Annotated in this window: 15 protein-coding genes; 6 read left to right on the top strand and 9 right to left on the bottom strand. The window is 65.3% G+C overall.

The window, feature by feature from the left end; all coding sequences use genetic code 11:
- Positions 1-16: 16 nt before the first annotated feature.
- The 8 genes from GGR62_RS12365 to GGR62_RS21235 all read right to left on the bottom strand — a co-directional run bounded on the left by GGR62_RS12365 (position 17) and on the right by GGR62_RS21235 (position 4599).
- Positions 17-469: a hypothetical protein gene (locus tag GGR62_RS12365; protein WP_184408184.1), complete on the bottom strand. Its 453-nt coding sequence runs from the start codon at positions 467-469 to the stop codon at positions 17-19.
- Positions 420-668, bottom strand: a complete 249-nt coding sequence (locus GGR62_RS12360; protein ID WP_184408183.1) for a succinate dehydrogenase assembly factor 2 — start codon at positions 666-668, stop codon at positions 420-422. Before GGR62_RS12360 ends, GGR62_RS12365 begins: the two co-directional genes overlap by 50 nt.
- A gap of 91 nt (positions 669-759) precedes the next feature.
- Entirely contained in the window at positions 760-1542 is a 783-nt protein-coding gene (locus GGR62_RS12355; protein ID WP_184408182.1) for a succinate dehydrogenase iron-sulfur subunit, read from the bottom strand.
- A gap of 16 nt (positions 1543-1558) precedes the next feature.
- Entirely contained in the window at positions 1559-1768 is a 210-nt protein-coding gene (locus tag GGR62_RS12350; protein WP_260305902.1) for a hypothetical protein, read from the bottom strand.
- A 3-nt stretch (positions 1769-1771) separates the two neighbouring features.
- On the bottom strand, positions 1772-3562 hold the full coding sequence (sdhA, locus tag GGR62_RS12345; protein WP_064630110.1) for a succinate dehydrogenase flavoprotein subunit: 1791 nt from the start codon (positions 3560-3562) through the stop codon (positions 1772-1774).
- A 34-nt stretch (positions 3563-3596) separates the two neighbouring features.
- Positions 3597-3983 carry a succinate dehydrogenase, hydrophobic membrane anchor protein gene (gene sdhD, locus GGR62_RS12340; protein WP_115513083.1) on the bottom strand — a complete coding sequence of 129 codons (387 nt, stop codon included), beginning with the start codon at positions 3981-3983 and terminating at the stop codon, positions 3597-3599.
- The gene (gene sdhC, locus GGR62_RS12335) at positions 3980-4372 is read right to left on the bottom strand and encodes a succinate dehydrogenase, cytochrome b556 subunit (protein WP_184408181.1); all 393 of its coding nucleotides are present in this window, start codon (positions 4370-4372) and stop codon (positions 3980-3982) included. The genes sdhD and sdhC overlap by 4 nt, the downstream gene beginning before the upstream one ends.
- A 56-nt stretch (positions 4373-4428) precedes the next feature.
- Positions 4429-4599 carry a DUF1674 domain-containing protein gene (locus GGR62_RS21235; RefSeq protein WP_162866378.1) on the bottom strand — a complete coding sequence of 57 codons (171 nt, stop codon included), beginning with the start codon at positions 4597-4599 and terminating at the stop codon, positions 4429-4431.
- Positions 4600-4638: 39 nt separating this feature from the next.
- On the opposite strand from GGR62_RS21235, the gene GGR62_RS12325 reads away from it, so the two are divergent.
- Positions 4639-5511, top strand: a complete 873-nt coding sequence (locus tag GGR62_RS12325; RefSeq protein WP_184408179.1) for a folate-binding protein YgfZ — start codon at positions 4639-4641, stop codon at positions 5509-5511.
- Here GGR62_RS12325 and ugpC read toward each other — a convergent pair.
- Positions 5508-6596, bottom strand: a complete 1089-nt coding sequence (gene ugpC / locus GGR62_RS12320) for a sn-glycerol-3-phosphate ABC transporter ATP-binding protein UgpC (protein WP_184408178.1) — start codon at positions 6594-6596, stop codon at positions 5508-5510. The two genes, GGR62_RS12325 and ugpC, sit on opposite strands and share 4 nt — an antisense overlap.
- Positions 6597-7018: 422 nt before the next feature.
- Here ugpC and zwf point away from each other — a divergent pair, with 422 nt between their 5' ends.
- The 5 genes from zwf (at position 7019) to GGR62_RS12295 (ending at position 12963) form a co-directional block, all read left to right on the top strand.
- A complete protein-coding gene (zwf, locus tag GGR62_RS12315; protein ID WP_184408177.1) occupies positions 7019-8449 on the top strand; it encodes a glucose-6-phosphate dehydrogenase in 1431 nt (476 codons plus the stop codon).
- Positions 8446-9453: a glucokinase gene (glk, locus tag GGR62_RS12310; RefSeq protein ID WP_184408176.1), complete on the top strand. Its 1008-nt coding sequence runs from the start codon at positions 8446-8448 to the stop codon at positions 9451-9453. Before zwf ends, glk begins: the two co-directional genes overlap by 4 nt.
- Positions 9450-10169, top strand: coding sequence for a 6-phosphogluconolactonase (pgl, locus tag GGR62_RS12305; RefSeq protein WP_184408175.1), 720 nt, complete (start codon positions 9450-9452; stop codon positions 10167-10169). The genes glk and pgl overlap by 4 nt, the downstream gene beginning before the upstream one ends.
- Before the next feature lie 166 nt (positions 10170-10335).
- Entirely contained in the window at positions 10336-12252 is a 1917-nt protein-coding gene (edd, locus tag GGR62_RS12300; protein WP_184408174.1) for a phosphogluconate dehydratase, read from the top strand.
- 51 nt (positions 12253-12303) lie between these two features.
- Positions 12304-12963: a bifunctional 4-hydroxy-2-oxoglutarate aldolase/2-dehydro-3-deoxy-phosphogluconate aldolase gene (locus GGR62_RS12295; RefSeq protein WP_039815810.1), complete on the top strand. Its 660-nt coding sequence runs from the start codon at positions 12304-12306 to the stop codon at positions 12961-12963.
- The last annotated feature ends 949 nt before the right edge of the window (positions 12964-13912 follow it).

Below are 13912 nucleotides of genomic sequence, written 5' to 3'. Positions count from 1 at the left end.
AACCAGGAAAGGGACGCTATGGTGCCACTTGCGGCGGCCGGGACGAAATGGCGTGCGCCCGAGCGGCCAGACGCAGTTCACGTCGTTGCGCTGCGGGCAAGGTATCCGGCCAGAAATGCAGGCGCTGCCGGCGTGCATCCAGTCGCGTCCACGACACCACCGCGATCGGCCCGCGCCATGCGACCTGCAGCCGCTGCACCTGCTCACCGTCAACGCTGGCAGGCGTTTGGCTCCAGGGCACGACCACCTGGCGCACTGGCGAACGCAACAATTGGCGCAGCGCGTGACCACCTGCCAGCAGCGCGTAAACAGACGACAGCGCTGCCAGCCATAGCGGTACTCCGCTACGCCACACCGCCCACAGTGCGAGCTCGCTCAGCAGGCTCAGTGCGCAAACAAGCCCGCGTGAGGGCCGCCATTCAAGCCGGCATGGCGCGAATATCGGCGATGAGTGCGGCGTTGTCGGCATCGGGGCAAGCCTCGTATCCCATGAACCAGCGCCATAACTTATCGTCTTCGCAATCCAGCAGCTGTAGGAAAACCGCGCGCTCTGCCTGGGAAGCCTGCGCCCAGCGTTGGTCCAGATAGCGACCGAACAACTGATCGAGCTCGCGCATGCCACGCCGGCAACGCCAGCGCAGTTTTTTCAGCAGGGTTTCTTCATCCATCTCAGTCTCCACAAACGACAGCGGCACCAGACCAAGGGCCGGTGCCGCTGTAAACCATCTCCACACCAGGGCGGAGCCGCATTGCTTGCGATCAGGCGCGACGCGCCATCATCAATTTCTTGATTTCGGCAATCGCCAGCGCCGGATTCAAGCCCTTCGGGCAGGTCCGCGCGCAGTTCATAATCGTGTGGCAGCGATACAGCTTGAACGGATCTTCCAGGTCGTCCAGGCGCGCACCGGTGTCCTCGTCGCGCGAATCGATGATCCAGCGATAGGCCTGCAACAGGATCGCCGGGCCCAGATAACGCTCGCCATTCCACCAGTAGCTAGGGCAGCTGGTCGAGCAGCAGGCGCACAGGATGCACTCGTACAGGCCGTCCAGCTTCTTGCGGTCTTCCGGCGACTGCAGGCGTTCGCGATCCGGCGGCGGCGGGGTCTGGGTGCGGATCCAGGGCTTGATCGACGCGTACTGCGCATAGAAGTGGGTCAGATCGGGGACCAGATCCTTGATCACATCCATATGCGGCAGCGGATAGATCGGCACTTCGGCCTTGCCGCAGGCAGCAATCGCCTTGGTGCAGGCCAGCGTGTTGGTACCGTCGATGTTCATCGCGCACGAACCGCAGATGCCCTCGCGGCACGAACGACGGAACGCCAGCGTCGGGTCGATCTCGTTCTTGATCTTGATCAGCGCGTCCAACACCATCGGACCGCACTTGTCGAGATCGATCTCATAGCTATCGGTACGCGGGTTGGCCTCGCCATCCGGATCCCAGCGGTAGACCTTGAAGGTGCGCGTGTTCTTGGCGCCCTGTGCAGGGTAATGCTTGCCCTTGCCGATCTTTGAATTCTTGGGGAGGGTGAACTCTGCCATAGCTGCTCTCGTTGGCTCAGGCGATGCGCGGTGCGAACAACAACCGCACCGTGCGCATGAAGGTAAAGATGACGGATGCCACCACCGAAGCGGTGGCGCAACGGCCAGCGGCGTGCCGGCGTTGCCCCTGCGTCACGAAGCGACCCGGCTGTAACGATGCACGGCTGCTGTACCCGGACAGGCCGGGCAGCAACGGCAACGCGGAAGCGGATCGATCCATGCGCATCGATCAGTAAACGCGCGGCTTCGGCGGGACCACGTCCACGTCCTTGCTCAGCGTGTACATGTGCACCGGGCGATATTCGAACTCGCACTTGCCCTTGTCGTCGACGGTGACCAGCGTGTGCTTCTGCCAGTTGACGTCGTCGCGGTCGGGGAAATCTTCGTGCGAATGCGCGCCTCGGCTTTCCTTGCGCTGCTCGGCCGAGTTGATCGTCGCCACTGCATTGAGCAGCAGGTTGTTCAACTCGTAGGTCTCGATCAGATCCGAGTTCCACACCAGCGAGCGGTCCGACACCTTGACGTCTTCGAAGGTGGCGAAGATCTCGGCCATCTTGTCCACGCCTTCCTTCAGCGTCTTGCTGGTACGGAACACAGCTGCGTCCGACTGCATGGTGCGCTGCATGTTGTCGCGGATCACCGAGGTCGGCGTAGAGCCGTTGGCGTAGCGCAACTTGTCCAGCAGGCCCAGCGCCTTGTCGCAGGCATCCGACGGCAACGTCTTGTGCGGCTGGTTGGGCTTGACCGTCTCGGCGCAGCGGTTTGCCACCGCACGGCCGAACACCACCAGATCCAGCAGCGAGTTGGAACCCAGGCGGTTGGCACCGTGCACCGACACGCAGGCGGCTTCGCCGATCGCGTACAGGCCAGGCACCACCGCATCCGGGTCGTCGCCCTGCTTGCGCACGACTTCGCCGTAGAAGTTGGTCGGAATGCCGCCCATGTTGTAGTGCACGGTGGGCAGCACCGGGATCGGCTGCTTGGTCACGTCCACACCGGCAAAGATGTGGGCGCTTTCGGCGATGCCGGGGAGCTTTTCGTTGATGACTTCCGGGCCGAGGTGGGTCAGGTCGAGCAGGATGTGATCCTTGTGCTCGCCGACGCCGCGGCCTTCGCGGATTTCCACGGTCATCGAGCGCGACACCACGTCGCGCGAGGCCAGATCCTTGTAATGCGGTGCGTAGCGCTCCATGAAGCGCTCGCCGTTGCTGTTGCGCAGGATGCCGCCTTCGCCGCGCACGCCTTCGGTGATCAGGCAGCCCGCACCGTAGATGCCGGTGGGATGGAACTGCACGAACTCCATGTCCTGCACCGGCAGGCCGGCACGCATCACCAGGCCGCCGCCGTCACCGGTACAGGTGTGCGCGGAGGTGGCGCTGAAGTAGGCACGGCCGTAGCCGCCGGTGGCCAGCACCACGCCGTGGGCGCGGAACAGATGCAAGGTGCCATCGGCCATGTCCAGCGCCAGTACGCCACGGCAGACACCTTCTTCGTCGAAGATCAGGTCGAGCGCGAAGTACTCGATCATGAAGCGCGCGTTATGCGCCAGCGACTGCTGATACAGCGTATGCAGCATGGCGTGGCCGGTACGGTCGGCTGCCGCGCAGGTGCGCTGCGCGGACGGGCCTTCGCCGTACTTGGTGGTCATGCCACCGAACGGGCGCTGATAGATCTTGCCCTCTTCGGTACGCGAGAACGGCACGCCGTAGTGCTCGAGCTCGATGATGGCCGGGATCGCCTCACGGCACATGTACTCGATCGCGTCCTGGTCGCCCAGCCAATCGGAGCCCTTGATGGTGTCGTAGAAGTGATAACGCCAATCGTCTTCGCCCATGTTGCCGAGCGCGGCGGAAATACCGCCCTGCGCCGCGACGGTGTGCGACCGGGTCGGGAAGACCTTGGTCAGGCAGACCGTCTGCAGGCCTTTCTGGGCCAAGCCGAACGTGGCACGCAGGCCGGCGCCGCCGGCACCCACCACGACCATGTCGTACTTGTGTTCAGTGATCTTGTAAGCGGACATCTAATCTGGATTCCTGTTCTGTGTGCCCGATGACTCAGGCACCGCCCAGCGCGATGCGCGCCACTGCGAAAATGCTGACGATCGCGCCAAGCACGGCGATGAACTTCACCGTCGTCTGCAACGCCAGCGCCAGCAACGAGTTGTGGATGTAGTCCTCGAGCACGACCTGCAGGCCAAGCTGCGCATGCCAGAACATCGCCACCAGGAAACCGACCAGCAACACGGCGTTCCACGGTTTGGAGACCGCGGCCACTGCAGTCGTGTAGTCGGAACCGAGCAGGCTCAGCACGAACGCCACGAACCAGATCGCCAGCACGACCAGCGCAGTCGCGGTCAGGCGCTGCATCACGAAATGTTCGGTGCCGGTCTTGGCCGCGCCCAGACCACGCACATTCTTCAACGGGGTGCGATAGCGGCTCATGCGGAAGCTCCAGTCAGGACATACGCCCAGATCGCAGCGGTCAGCACCAGGCTGGCGATCACCGATGTCCAGCTGCTGCGGATAAAGGCCGGAATGCTGAAGCCGCGGCCAAAGTCCTGGACGATGTGGCGGATGCCGTTGGACAGGTGGTAGGTAAAAGCCCATGACCAAGCGAACAGGAACACCTGTCCGTACCAAGCGCCCAGATGTTGGGTGAGGCAATTCCAGTGGTCTTCACCTAGCATCAGCAACAGCAGCGAGACGGCGATGACCAGCGCGCCTCCGGAAAGGATGACGCCGGTGGCTCGATGCAGGATCGAGGTCGCCATCTGGATCTGCCAGCGGTAGACCTGCAGATGTGGAGAAGTGGGACGTTCGCGGATCGCCATTCGCTGGGCTCGTTTTCTCGGCTGGGCGGCACTAGGCCGCTGTGGCTAAAAGCTGCTCAAAAATCGATGCAGCGTCCATTTTTTTCCCAGTCGCCGTAGCGCGTTGGCTCGGGGCCGTCGCGTCCACCAATCTCCTTCGGCAGTGGCTTCTTCTCGGGAATGTGCTCCTGAGGGGAAGGCTGCGTCTCGGAATCCTGCGCTGGGGTGGGGGTTGGATGGCCTATCATAGTGGTCTCACAACGTTGCGATTTTAGTCCTCCCCTTCCATGGCTGACAACCTGAATCTTATTCCCCAGGGTTTTGGCTCCCTGCACGACATGCAATACGTCCACTTGATCGGGACGGATGCGGTGGCGTTCGCGCATGCGCAATTTGCCAACGACGTACAGGCGCTGGCGATCGGGCAGTGGCAGTGGAATGCGTGGTTGACGGCGAAAGGGCGCGTGATCGCCATCTTCGCACTCCTGCGTGAGGACGACACACACCTGCTGATGCTGTTGCCCGACGGCAATGCGGCCGAGATCGCCGCGCAACTCGGCCGTTTCGTGTTTCGACGCAAGCTCAAGATCGGCGTGGCAACGCGATCGGCGCATGGCGGATTCGTGGCGCCTGGGCGTGCACACGGTGCGCAGGCCGATATCGGAACGCAGTGTATCGAGCTGGATATGGGCAGCACGGCCCTGCCGCGCACGCTGGTGCTGCGCGCTGCGGATGCAGTGACCGACCCGGCCCAGTCGCCGAGCGTCGATGCCGACTGGCGCCGCGCAGATCTGCAACTGGGCTTGGCGCGCCTGCCCGCGACGCAACGCGAGCAATGGACACCGCAACAGTTGGCATTGGACCGCCTGCACGCATTCAGCGTGAAAAAAGGCTGCTACCCGGGCCAGGAAATCGTCGCGCGCACGCACTTCCTGGGCAAGGCCAAGCGCGCGATGCAGCTGCTGGAGATCGATACTGCCGTCGAGGCAGGCGACACGGTCTCGCTGGACGGCGCAGCTGTCGGCACGGTCGTCAGTGTCGCAGGCACCCTTGCATTGGCCGTGCTGCCCCTGGAATTGACGCTGGACGCCGGCGCGGCATTGCAGGCAGGCGCGCATACCGCACGCCTGCTCACGATGGTGCCCGGGCTGGAGCGCTAGACCGGCTCCAGACGCTCGCCGGTGGCTGGGTCGAAGAAATGCAGCGCCTCGCTGCGCAGCGCCAGGCGCAGCGGCTGGCCCACCGCCGGCAATGTCTGCGGCGCGACCCGGATCACCAGCGGCTGGCCGCCCCGGTCGAGGTTGAGGAAGATTTCGTTGCCGACCGGCTCGATCACATCGACACGTGCCTCGAAGCCCAGCGCCGCATCGCTCGACGGCTGCAGATGCTCCGGGCGCACGCCGACGATCACCTCACGACCGAACCAGCTGCGATCGACCCGCGCCGTGCCCAGCGGCACGCGCCAGCCATCGGCCATGACCAGATGCAGCCCGTCCTGCTCGTCCAGCCGCCCCTGCAGCACGTTCATCGCCGGGCTGCCGAGGAAACCGGCCACGAACAGGTTGGCCGGGCGGTCGTACAGCGCCATCGGGCTGTCGATCTGCTGGATCACGCCATCCTTGAGCACCACGATGCGCTGGCCGAGGGTCATCGCCTCGACCTGATCGTGGGTGACGTAGATCATCGTGGTGCCGAGTTTGCGGTGCAGCTGCGCGATCTCGGTACGCACGCTGTGGCGCAGCTTGGCGTCCAGGTTGGACAGCGGCTCGTCGAGCAGGAACACCGACGACTCGCGCACCATCGCCCGGCCCAAGGCCACACGCTGACGCTGGCCGCCGGACATCGCCTTGGGCAGCTTGTCGAGCATCGGGGTCAGGCCCAGCAGCTCGGCGGCATTGTTGACCCGCTCGGCGATGACGTGCTTGGGATGGCCGCGCAGCTTGAGCCCGAACGCCAGGTTCTCGGCCACGGTCATGTGCGGGTACAGCGCATAGCTCTGGAAGACCATGGCGATGTCGCGGTCCTTCGGGGCCACGTCGTTGACCACGCGCTCGCCGATCTTCAGCGTGCCGGCGCTGATGTCCTCGAGTCCGGCGATCATGCGCAACAGGGTGGACTTGCCGCAGCCGGATGGCCCGACCAGCACCATCAACTCGCCGTCGGCGACTTCGAAGCTCGCCCCCTGCACCGCGACCTGGCCGTTCTCGTAGACCTTGCGGACACCTTCCAACTGCACTTTCGCCATCTTTCGGCCTCAACATAAGTTGTGCGCCCTGCCCTCGGCCCTCCCGACGGCGGTGACGCCACATGTGCCTGCAAGGAAATCTCCTGCAAACGAATGCGTTGGTTTATTCTGACATGTAATCGTTTTCACATGGCAACATCGATCTCGGGAGGGACCATGCCGCCACCGACCCACGCCGCCGTTCCAGGCGCCGCGTCCTGCCTTGCCAAGCCAGGCATTCTGCCACGCGCAGGCAGACGCACCGCCGTGGCATTAACCGCTTGCGGCCAGTTGCTGCAACAATCGGGGATTGGGCGCGCGCGCCCATCCTCCGCTGCGCGCACGCAGGTGTCGCTCAGGAACAGACGTACCGACCGCCGGTTGTCCGGCGCCCTTTCGCCAAGCCGCTGATAACGATGTCCCCAGAATCTGAAACTCGGTCCATGCACGACACCCTGATCCTGTTCGGCGCCACCGGCGATCTCGCCCAGCGCTATCTCTTTCCTTCCCTGCTGCGGCTGTTCGTGGACGGGCTGCTGCCGGAGAACTTCCGTATCCGTGCGCTGGCCTTGTCGCCGCACGACACCGACGGCTTTCGCGAGGTGCTGCGTCCGCGCCTGACCGAAGCCCTGCCGATCGCCAAGCCTGAACAAATCGAATCGCTACTGCAGCGGGTCGACTACCGCTCGGTGGACCTGCGCGATGCCGACTCGGTCGCCAACGCGGTGCGCGAGCTGGCCAGCCGCCAGATCGTGAGCTATCTGGCGATTCCGCCGGGGCTGTACATCAGCACCTGCCAGGGCCTGGCCCTGGGCGGCGCGCTGGCCGCACCGCACCGGCTGATGCTGGAAAAGCCGATCGGCCACGACTCGGACAGCGCCCGCGAGATCCTGCAGTCGATCGGCGCGCTGATCGACGAAGACCGCGTGTTCCGCCTCGATCATTACCTGGGCAAGGCGGCGGTGCAGAACCTGATCGCGCTGCGCTTCGGCAACACGCTGCTGGAAGCGGTGTGGAACCGTACCTACATCGAGTCGGTGCAGATCCTGGTCGCCGAAAGCGAAGGCGTGGACGGCCGCGATGCCTACTACGCCCGCTCCGGCGCGCTGCGCGACATGGTGCAGAGCCATATCCTGCAGTTGCTGTGCCTGGTGGCGATGGAGCCGCCGGCCTCGCTGGAAGCCGACCGCATCCGCGATGAGAAGGTCAAGGTGCTGCGCGCCCTGCGCCCGATGACAGCCGAACACGCCGCCCATGACAGCGTGCGCGGCCGCTACACCGCCGGCAGCATCAACGGCCAGCCGGCGCAGGCCTACCACCCGCCGGAAGGCAGCGACGTGGAAACCTTCGTCGCGGTGACCGCGCATATCGACAACTGGCGCTGGGCCGGGGTGCCGTTCCACCTGTGCACCGGCAAGCGTCTGAGCGAGCGCTCCACCCGCATCGTGGTGACGCTCAAGCCGGTGACGCATTGGTTGTTCGAGCGCCCGGACCGCCAGAACGCGGTGCCCAATCGCCTGACCTTCCAGCTGCAGCCGCAGGAAAACATCGAGCTCGGCCTGATGAGCAGTCTGGCCGGCCCGGAATGGGGCGCGATCGAACTGCAGCCGCTGGAACTGGAATTGTCGGTGCCGACCGGCCTGCACCGCCGCATCGCCTACGAGCGCCTGTTCGTGGATGCCTTCAACGGCAACCCGGCGCTGTTCGTGCGCGACGACGAGGTCAAGGCCGCCTGGTCGTGGATCGACAGCGTCAGCGATGCATGGAAAGACGCGCAGTTGCCGCTGCAGCCTTACCCGGCCGGCAGTTGGGGGCCCGAGAGTGCGGCGCCCTTCCTTCCCCCGGCCACCGACGCACAGGGAAACACCGCATGACCGCTCCTTCCAAGCCGGTGCTGGTTGCCGATATCGGCGGCACCAATGCGCGCTTTGCGCTGGCCGACATCGACGCCTCGGTGCCGCTGCTGGATGACACCTCGCGCGAATTTGCGGTGGTGGACTTCGGCTCGCTCGGCGAAGCAGCGCGCTATTACCTCGACCAGATCGGCGTACAGGCCACCCAGGGCGTATTTGCGGTGGCCGGCCGCGTGGATGGCGACGAAGCGCGCATCACCAATCATCCGTGGGTGATCTCGCGCTCGCGCACCGCTGCCATGCTGGGCTTCAGCACGCTGCATCTGATCAACGATTTCGCCGCGCAAGCGATGGCGATCAGCCTGCTGCGTCCGCAGGACGTGGTGCAGGTCGGCGGCAGCAGCTGGCGGCCGGCACCGATCGATCAACCGCGCAACTACGGTGTGATCGGCCCGGGCACCGGCCTGGGCGTGGGCGGCCTGATCGTACGCAACGGCCGCTGCTTCCCGCTGGAAACCGAAGGCGGCCATGTCAGCTTTCCGCCCGGCACCCCGGAAGAAATCCGCATCCTGGAAATCCTCTCCGAACAGTTCGGCCGGGTCTCCAACGAGCGGCTGATCTGCGGTCCCGGCCTGGTCAATATCCATCGCGCGCTCAGCGAGATCGCCGGCGTCGACCCCGGTCCGCTGCAGCCCAAGGACATCACCGCGCGTGCGGCGGCAGGCGATCCGCGTTCGTCGCGCACCATCGACCTGTTCTGCGCCATTTTCGGCGCGATCGCCGGCGACATGGTGTTGATGCAGGGCGCCTGGGATGGCGTGTTCCTGACCGGCGGGCTGGTGCCGAAGGTGCTGGATTCGCTGCAGCACTCGGGATTTCGCCAGCGCTTCGAACACAAGGGCCGCTTCTCCGCGATCATGTCGCGGGTGCCATCGCTGGCGGTCATGCATCCGCATGCCGGCCTGCTCGGCGCCGCCGCCTATGCAGTGGATGCGCAACGCCAGCACCCGGGAGAACAGCGATGACCTTGCAGGACAACCCACGTATCACGCTGGTGCGTTATGAGGACCCGGCCGAGTGGACCGAGGCGGTGGCCGGCGAGATGGTCGATCTGCTGGAGCAGGAGATCTCACGTCGCGGTCAGGCGCGCATGCTGCTGTCCGGCGGCACCACGCCGGCGCCGGTCTACGAATCCCTCGCCCACCGTCCGCTGGACTGGTCGCGGGTGGAAGTGGGCCTGGTCGACGAGCGCTGGCTTTCGCCGCAGGATAAAGACAGCAATGCCTGGCTGGTGAACCAGAGTTTTCTTGCGCACGCGCCGGCCGCGACCTTCATCCCGCTGGTGCGCCCAGGCAAGCAATTGCCCGAATGCGTGCACACCGCCAATCTGCAGGCCACCCACGCCGAACCGGCCTGCCTGGCAGTGCTGGGCATGGGCGGCGACGGACATACTGCTTCGCTGTTCCCCGGTTCCACCGATCTGTCCAAGGCGCTCGCCAACCCGCAACCCTATGCATCGCTGGATGCGACCGGTTGCCCGGGGTCGAATCAATGGCCATTGCGCATCACCCTGACGCCCGCCGGACTCGCGCCGATCCCGACCCGCCTGCTGTTGCTGCGCGGCAAGCAGAAGCTGGACGTGTTGCAGGCAGCATTGGCAGGTGAGGACATCAGCGAGTACCCGATCCGGGTGGCGCTGCAACAGCCCGGCCCGCAGTTGCGGGTGCATTGGTGCGCTTGAATGCGAGTCGTTGATGCGAGTCCCTCGCAAGAGCCGATTTAATGCGAGTCCCTCGCAAGAGCCGATTTAATGCGAGTCCCTCGCAAGAGCCCGCACATCCATGTGCGGGGATTTAAACAGCACAGCATGCGTCCTTTCTTCCCCTGTTTCTCATAGCCGGTAGCCAATGAGCCTGCATCCGAACATCCAAGCTGTCACCGACCGTATCCGCAAGCGCAGCGCGCCGTCGCGCACGGCTTATCTGGCCGGTCTCGATGCCGCCCTGCGCGAGGGTCCGTTCCGTAGCCGATTGAGCTGCGGCAACCTTGCACATGGTTTCGCCGCGTCCGAGCCGACCGACAAGTCGCGTCTGCGCGGTGCGGCCACGCCCAACCTCGGCATCATCACCGCCTACAACGACATGCTGTCGGCGCACCAGCCGTTCGAGCATTACCCGCAGCTGATCCGCGACACAGCGCGCACGCTCGGCGCCACCGCGCAGGTCGCCGGCGGCGTGCCGGCCATGTGCGATGGCGTGACCCAGGGCCGCGCGGGCATGGAGCTGTCGTTGTTCTCGCGCGACAACATCGCCCAGGCCACGGCGATTGGTCTCAGCCACGACATGTTCGACAGCGTGGTCTACCTGGGCGTGTGCGACAAGATCGTGCCGGGCCTGCTGATCGGCGCGCTGGCATTCGGGCATTTGCCGGCGTTGTTCATGCCTGCTGGCCCGATGACGCCAGGTATCCCGAACAAGCAGAAAGCCGAAGTCCGCGAGCGCTACGCCGCCGGCGAAGCCACCCGCGCCGAGTTGCTGGAGGCCGAGTCGTCCTCGTATCACTCGCCCGGCACCTGCACCTTCTACGGCACTGCCAACTCCAACCAGGTGTTGCTCGAAGCCATGGGCGTGCAGCTGCCCGGCGCCTCGTTCGTCAACCCGGAACTGCCGCTGCGCGATGCTTTGACCCGCTCCGGCACCGAACGTGCGCTGGCGATCTCCGCATTGGGCCAGGATTTCCGCCCGTTCGGTCGCCTGATCGATGAGCGCGCCATCGTCAACGCCGTGGTGGCACTGATGGCCACCGGCGGCTCGACCAACCACACCATCCACTGGATCGCCGTGGCACGTGCGGCCGGCATCGTGCTGACCTGGGACGACATGGATCTGATTTCGCAGACCGTACCGTTGCTGACCCGTATCTATCCCAACGGCGAAGCCGACGTGAATCGCTTCCAGGCTGCTGGCGGCACCGCGTTCGTGTTCCGCGAGTTGATGGACGCCGGCTACATGCACGACGACCTGCCCACCGTGGTCGAAGGCGGCATGCGTGCCTATGTCAATGAACCGCGTTTGCAGGACGGCAAGGTCGTCTATGTGCCCGGCACCGCGACCACCGCCGACGACAGCGTGGCACGCCCGGTCGGTGATGCGTTCGAATCGCAAGGCGGCCTGCGCTTGCTGCGCGGCAACCTTGGCCGCTCGCTCATCAAGCTGTCGGCGGTCAAGCCGCAGCACCGCAAGATCGAAGCGCCTGCGGTGGTGATCGATACCCCGCAGGTGCTCAATAAACTGCATGCCGCCGGCGTGCTGCCGCACGATTTCGTGGTGGTGCTGCGCTACCAGGGCCCACGCGCGAACGGCATGCCGGAGCTGCATTCGATGGCGCCGCTGCTGGGCCTGTTGCAGAACCAGGGCCGGCGCGTGGCGCTGGTCACCGACGGCCGTTTGTCCGGTGCCTCGGGCAAGTTCCCGGCCGCGATCCACATGACGCCGGAAGCCGCACGTGGCGGTCCGATCGGGCGCGTGCGCGAAGGCGATATCGTGCGTCTGGACGGCGAGGCCGGCACGTTGGAAGTGCTGGTCTCGGCCGAAGAATGGGCATCGCGCGAGGTCGCGCCGAACACTGCGGTGGCCGGCAACGACCTGGGGCGCAACCTGTTCGCCATCAACCGCCAGGTGGTCGGCCCCGCCGACCAGGGCGCGATCTCGATTTCCTGCGGCCCGACCCATCCGGACGGCGCACTGTGGAGCTACGACGCCGAGTACGAACTCGGCGCCGATGCAGCGGCCGCAGCGGCACCGCACGAGTCAAAAGACGCCTGATCCCCTTCCCTCTGCGCGACCGCCCGGCGGTCGCCGTCTAACGGAGTTGCAATGACGATTGCCCAGACCCAGAACACCGCCGAACAGCTGCTGCGCGACGCCGGCATCCTGCCGGTGGTCACCGTGGACACGCTGGACCAGGCGCGCCGCGTGGCCGATGCGCTGCTCGAAGGCGGCCTGCCTGCGATCGAGCTGACCCTGCGCACCCCGATCGCGATCGAAGCGCTGGCCATGCTCAAGCGCGAACTGCCCAACATCGTGATCGGCGCCGGCACCGTGCTGAGCGAGTTGCAGCTGCGTCAGTCGGTGGATGCCGGTGCGGACTTCCTGGTCACCCCGGGCACCCCGGCGCCGTTGGCGCGTCTGCTCGCCGATGCGCCGATCCCGGCCGTACCCGGCGCGGCCACGCCGACCGAACTGCTGACCCTGATGGGCCTGGGCTTCCGCGTGTGCAAGCTGTTCCCGGCCACTGCCGTGGGTGGTCTGCAGATGCTCAAGGGCCTGGCCGGTCCGCTGTCCGAACTCAAGCTCTGCCCCACCGGCGGCATCAGCGAGGCCAACGCGGCCGAGTTCCTGTCGCAGCCGAACGTACTGTGCATCGGCGGCTCGTGGATGGTGCCCAAGGACTGGCTGGCCCAGGGCCAGTGGGACAAGGTCAAGGAAAGCTCGGCCAAGGCCGCGGCGATTGTCCGACAGGTGCGCGCGGGCTGATTTCCGGGCCGCATCCAGCGTGTTTGGAAAGCCGGGTGGCTTGGGAAAGCTGCTTGGCTGAGGAAGGCTGATCAGCTGGCGCTTTCATGTTGATTGAGAAAGCCCGGTTTGCTGACGCTTTGATTCTGGTTGAGGGTTGAGGAAAACGTGGTTGGCTGGCGCCTTGATTCTGTGCGCAGGAGCGGTCCGCGGGCACCGGGGCAGGACACGCCGTGAACCCATCCATGGGGGCTCTTACACGACATCCCTGTCGTGTAAGGTCCTGCCCCGGCGCCCGCGGACCACTCTTCGAAAGTTCCTGTGTTGGCGGAACGGAGAGCAGCGATTGCCGCAAGGCATGCTCGACCTAGCGTTGATCGTTGCCTCGCCTAATGAGGCAGAGGCCTCTTCGCCGTCCTCTTGAAGGCGGCGGATTGAGAGCGGTGGAAAAAACCGTGCGCTTCCACGTAGTTGGCGTCAGGGCGGTTTGCCTGAGAGCTACGAAGTCGCAGATCCAGAAGACATGCAGCGAACGTGGCGATTGATTGGCACGTACCAGATTCAAGCACTGACTGCGCTGCCGTCTTTCGTCGCTCAAAGTCACGGAAACGACTTGCCGAAGCGGCAGCGTGGCCGGGGAGCAGTGCTACGCCAACAGATCCCTACTCTGATGCTGTCATCGAGAATCGCGCAGGTCACTGGAAAACAAGATGACAAATCGGCTTGCCTTGACTAGGTCATGGCAACGACATGCCGAAGCGGCAGCGTGGCCGGGGATTAGCGGAGAGCGGCACAGGGATGTGCCGCGGCGGCGAGTCAGACAGGATGTCTGACCGAGCCGAGGAGCCGATCCCCGGACGCGCTGCCGCCCGCACCGAAGCCAGCGGCAGACAGCCGTTTGATTGGCAGTCCCGGAGACCCGTGCCCTCCCCCAGCTCCGCGCCGCCCCGGCGGGAGAGGGGCTTTGTGC

Source organism: Xanthomonas sp. 3075 (assembly GCF_014197275.1).
Lineage (GTDB): Bacteria > Pseudomonadota > Gammaproteobacteria > Xanthomonadales > Xanthomonadaceae > Xanthomonas > Xanthomonas campestris_B.
This window is presented reverse-complemented; position numbering and strand designations above follow the sequence as displayed.

Bases quoted from the DNA above. Each gene is read 5' to 3' on its own strand.
- GGR62_RS12365 (WP_184408184.1), bottom strand. From the start codon at position 469: ATGCCGACAACGCCGCACTCATCGCCGATATTCGCGCCATGCCGGCTT.
- GGR62_RS12360 (WP_184408183.1), bottom strand. From the start codon at position 668: ATGGATGAAGAAACCCTGCTGAAAAAACTGCGCTGGCGTTGCCGGCGT.
- GGR62_RS12355 (WP_184408182.1), bottom strand. From the start codon at position 1,542: ATGGCAGAGTTCACCCTCCCCAAGAATTCAAAGATCGGCAAGGGCAAG.
- GGR62_RS12350 (WP_260305902.1), bottom strand. From the start codon at position 1,768: ATGCGCATGGATCGATCCGCTTCCGCGTTGCCGTTGCTGCCCGGCCTG.
- sdhA (WP_064630110.1), bottom strand. From the start codon at position 3,562: ATGTCCGCTTACAAGATCACTGAACACAAGTACGACATGGTCGTGGTG.
- sdhD (WP_115513083.1), bottom strand. From the start codon at position 3,983: ATGAGCCGCTATCGCACCCCGTTGAAGAATGTGCGTGGTCTGGGCGCG.
- sdhC (WP_184408181.1), bottom strand. From the start codon at position 4,372: ATGGCGATCCGCGAACGTCCCACTTCTCCACATCTGCAGGTCTACCGC.
- GGR62_RS21235 (WP_162866378.1), bottom strand. From the start codon at position 4,599: ATGATAGGCCATCCAACCCCCACCCCAGCGCAGGATTCCGAGACGCAG.
- GGR62_RS12325 (WP_184408179.1), top strand. From the start codon at position 4,639: ATGGCTGACAACCTGAATCTTATTCCCCAGGGTTTTGGCTCCCTGCAC.
- ugpC (WP_184408178.1), bottom strand. From the start codon at position 6,596: ATGGCGAAAGTGCAGTTGGAAGGTGTCCGCAAGGTCTACGAGAACGGC.
- zwf (WP_184408177.1), top strand. From the start codon at position 7,019: ATGCACGACACCCTGATCCTGTTCGGCGCCACCGGCGATCTCGCCCAG.
- glk (WP_184408176.1), top strand. From the start codon at position 8,446: ATGACCGCTCCTTCCAAGCCGGTGCTGGTTGCCGATATCGGCGGCACC.
- pgl (WP_184408175.1), top strand. From the start codon at position 9,450: ATGACCTTGCAGGACAACCCACGTATCACGCTGGTGCGTTATGAGGAC.
- edd (WP_184408174.1), top strand. From the start codon at position 10,336: ATGAGCCTGCATCCGAACATCCAAGCTGTCACCGACCGTATCCGCAAG.
- GGR62_RS12295 (WP_039815810.1), top strand. From the start codon at position 12,304: ATGACGATTGCCCAGACCCAGAACACCGCCGAACAGCTGCTGCGCGAC.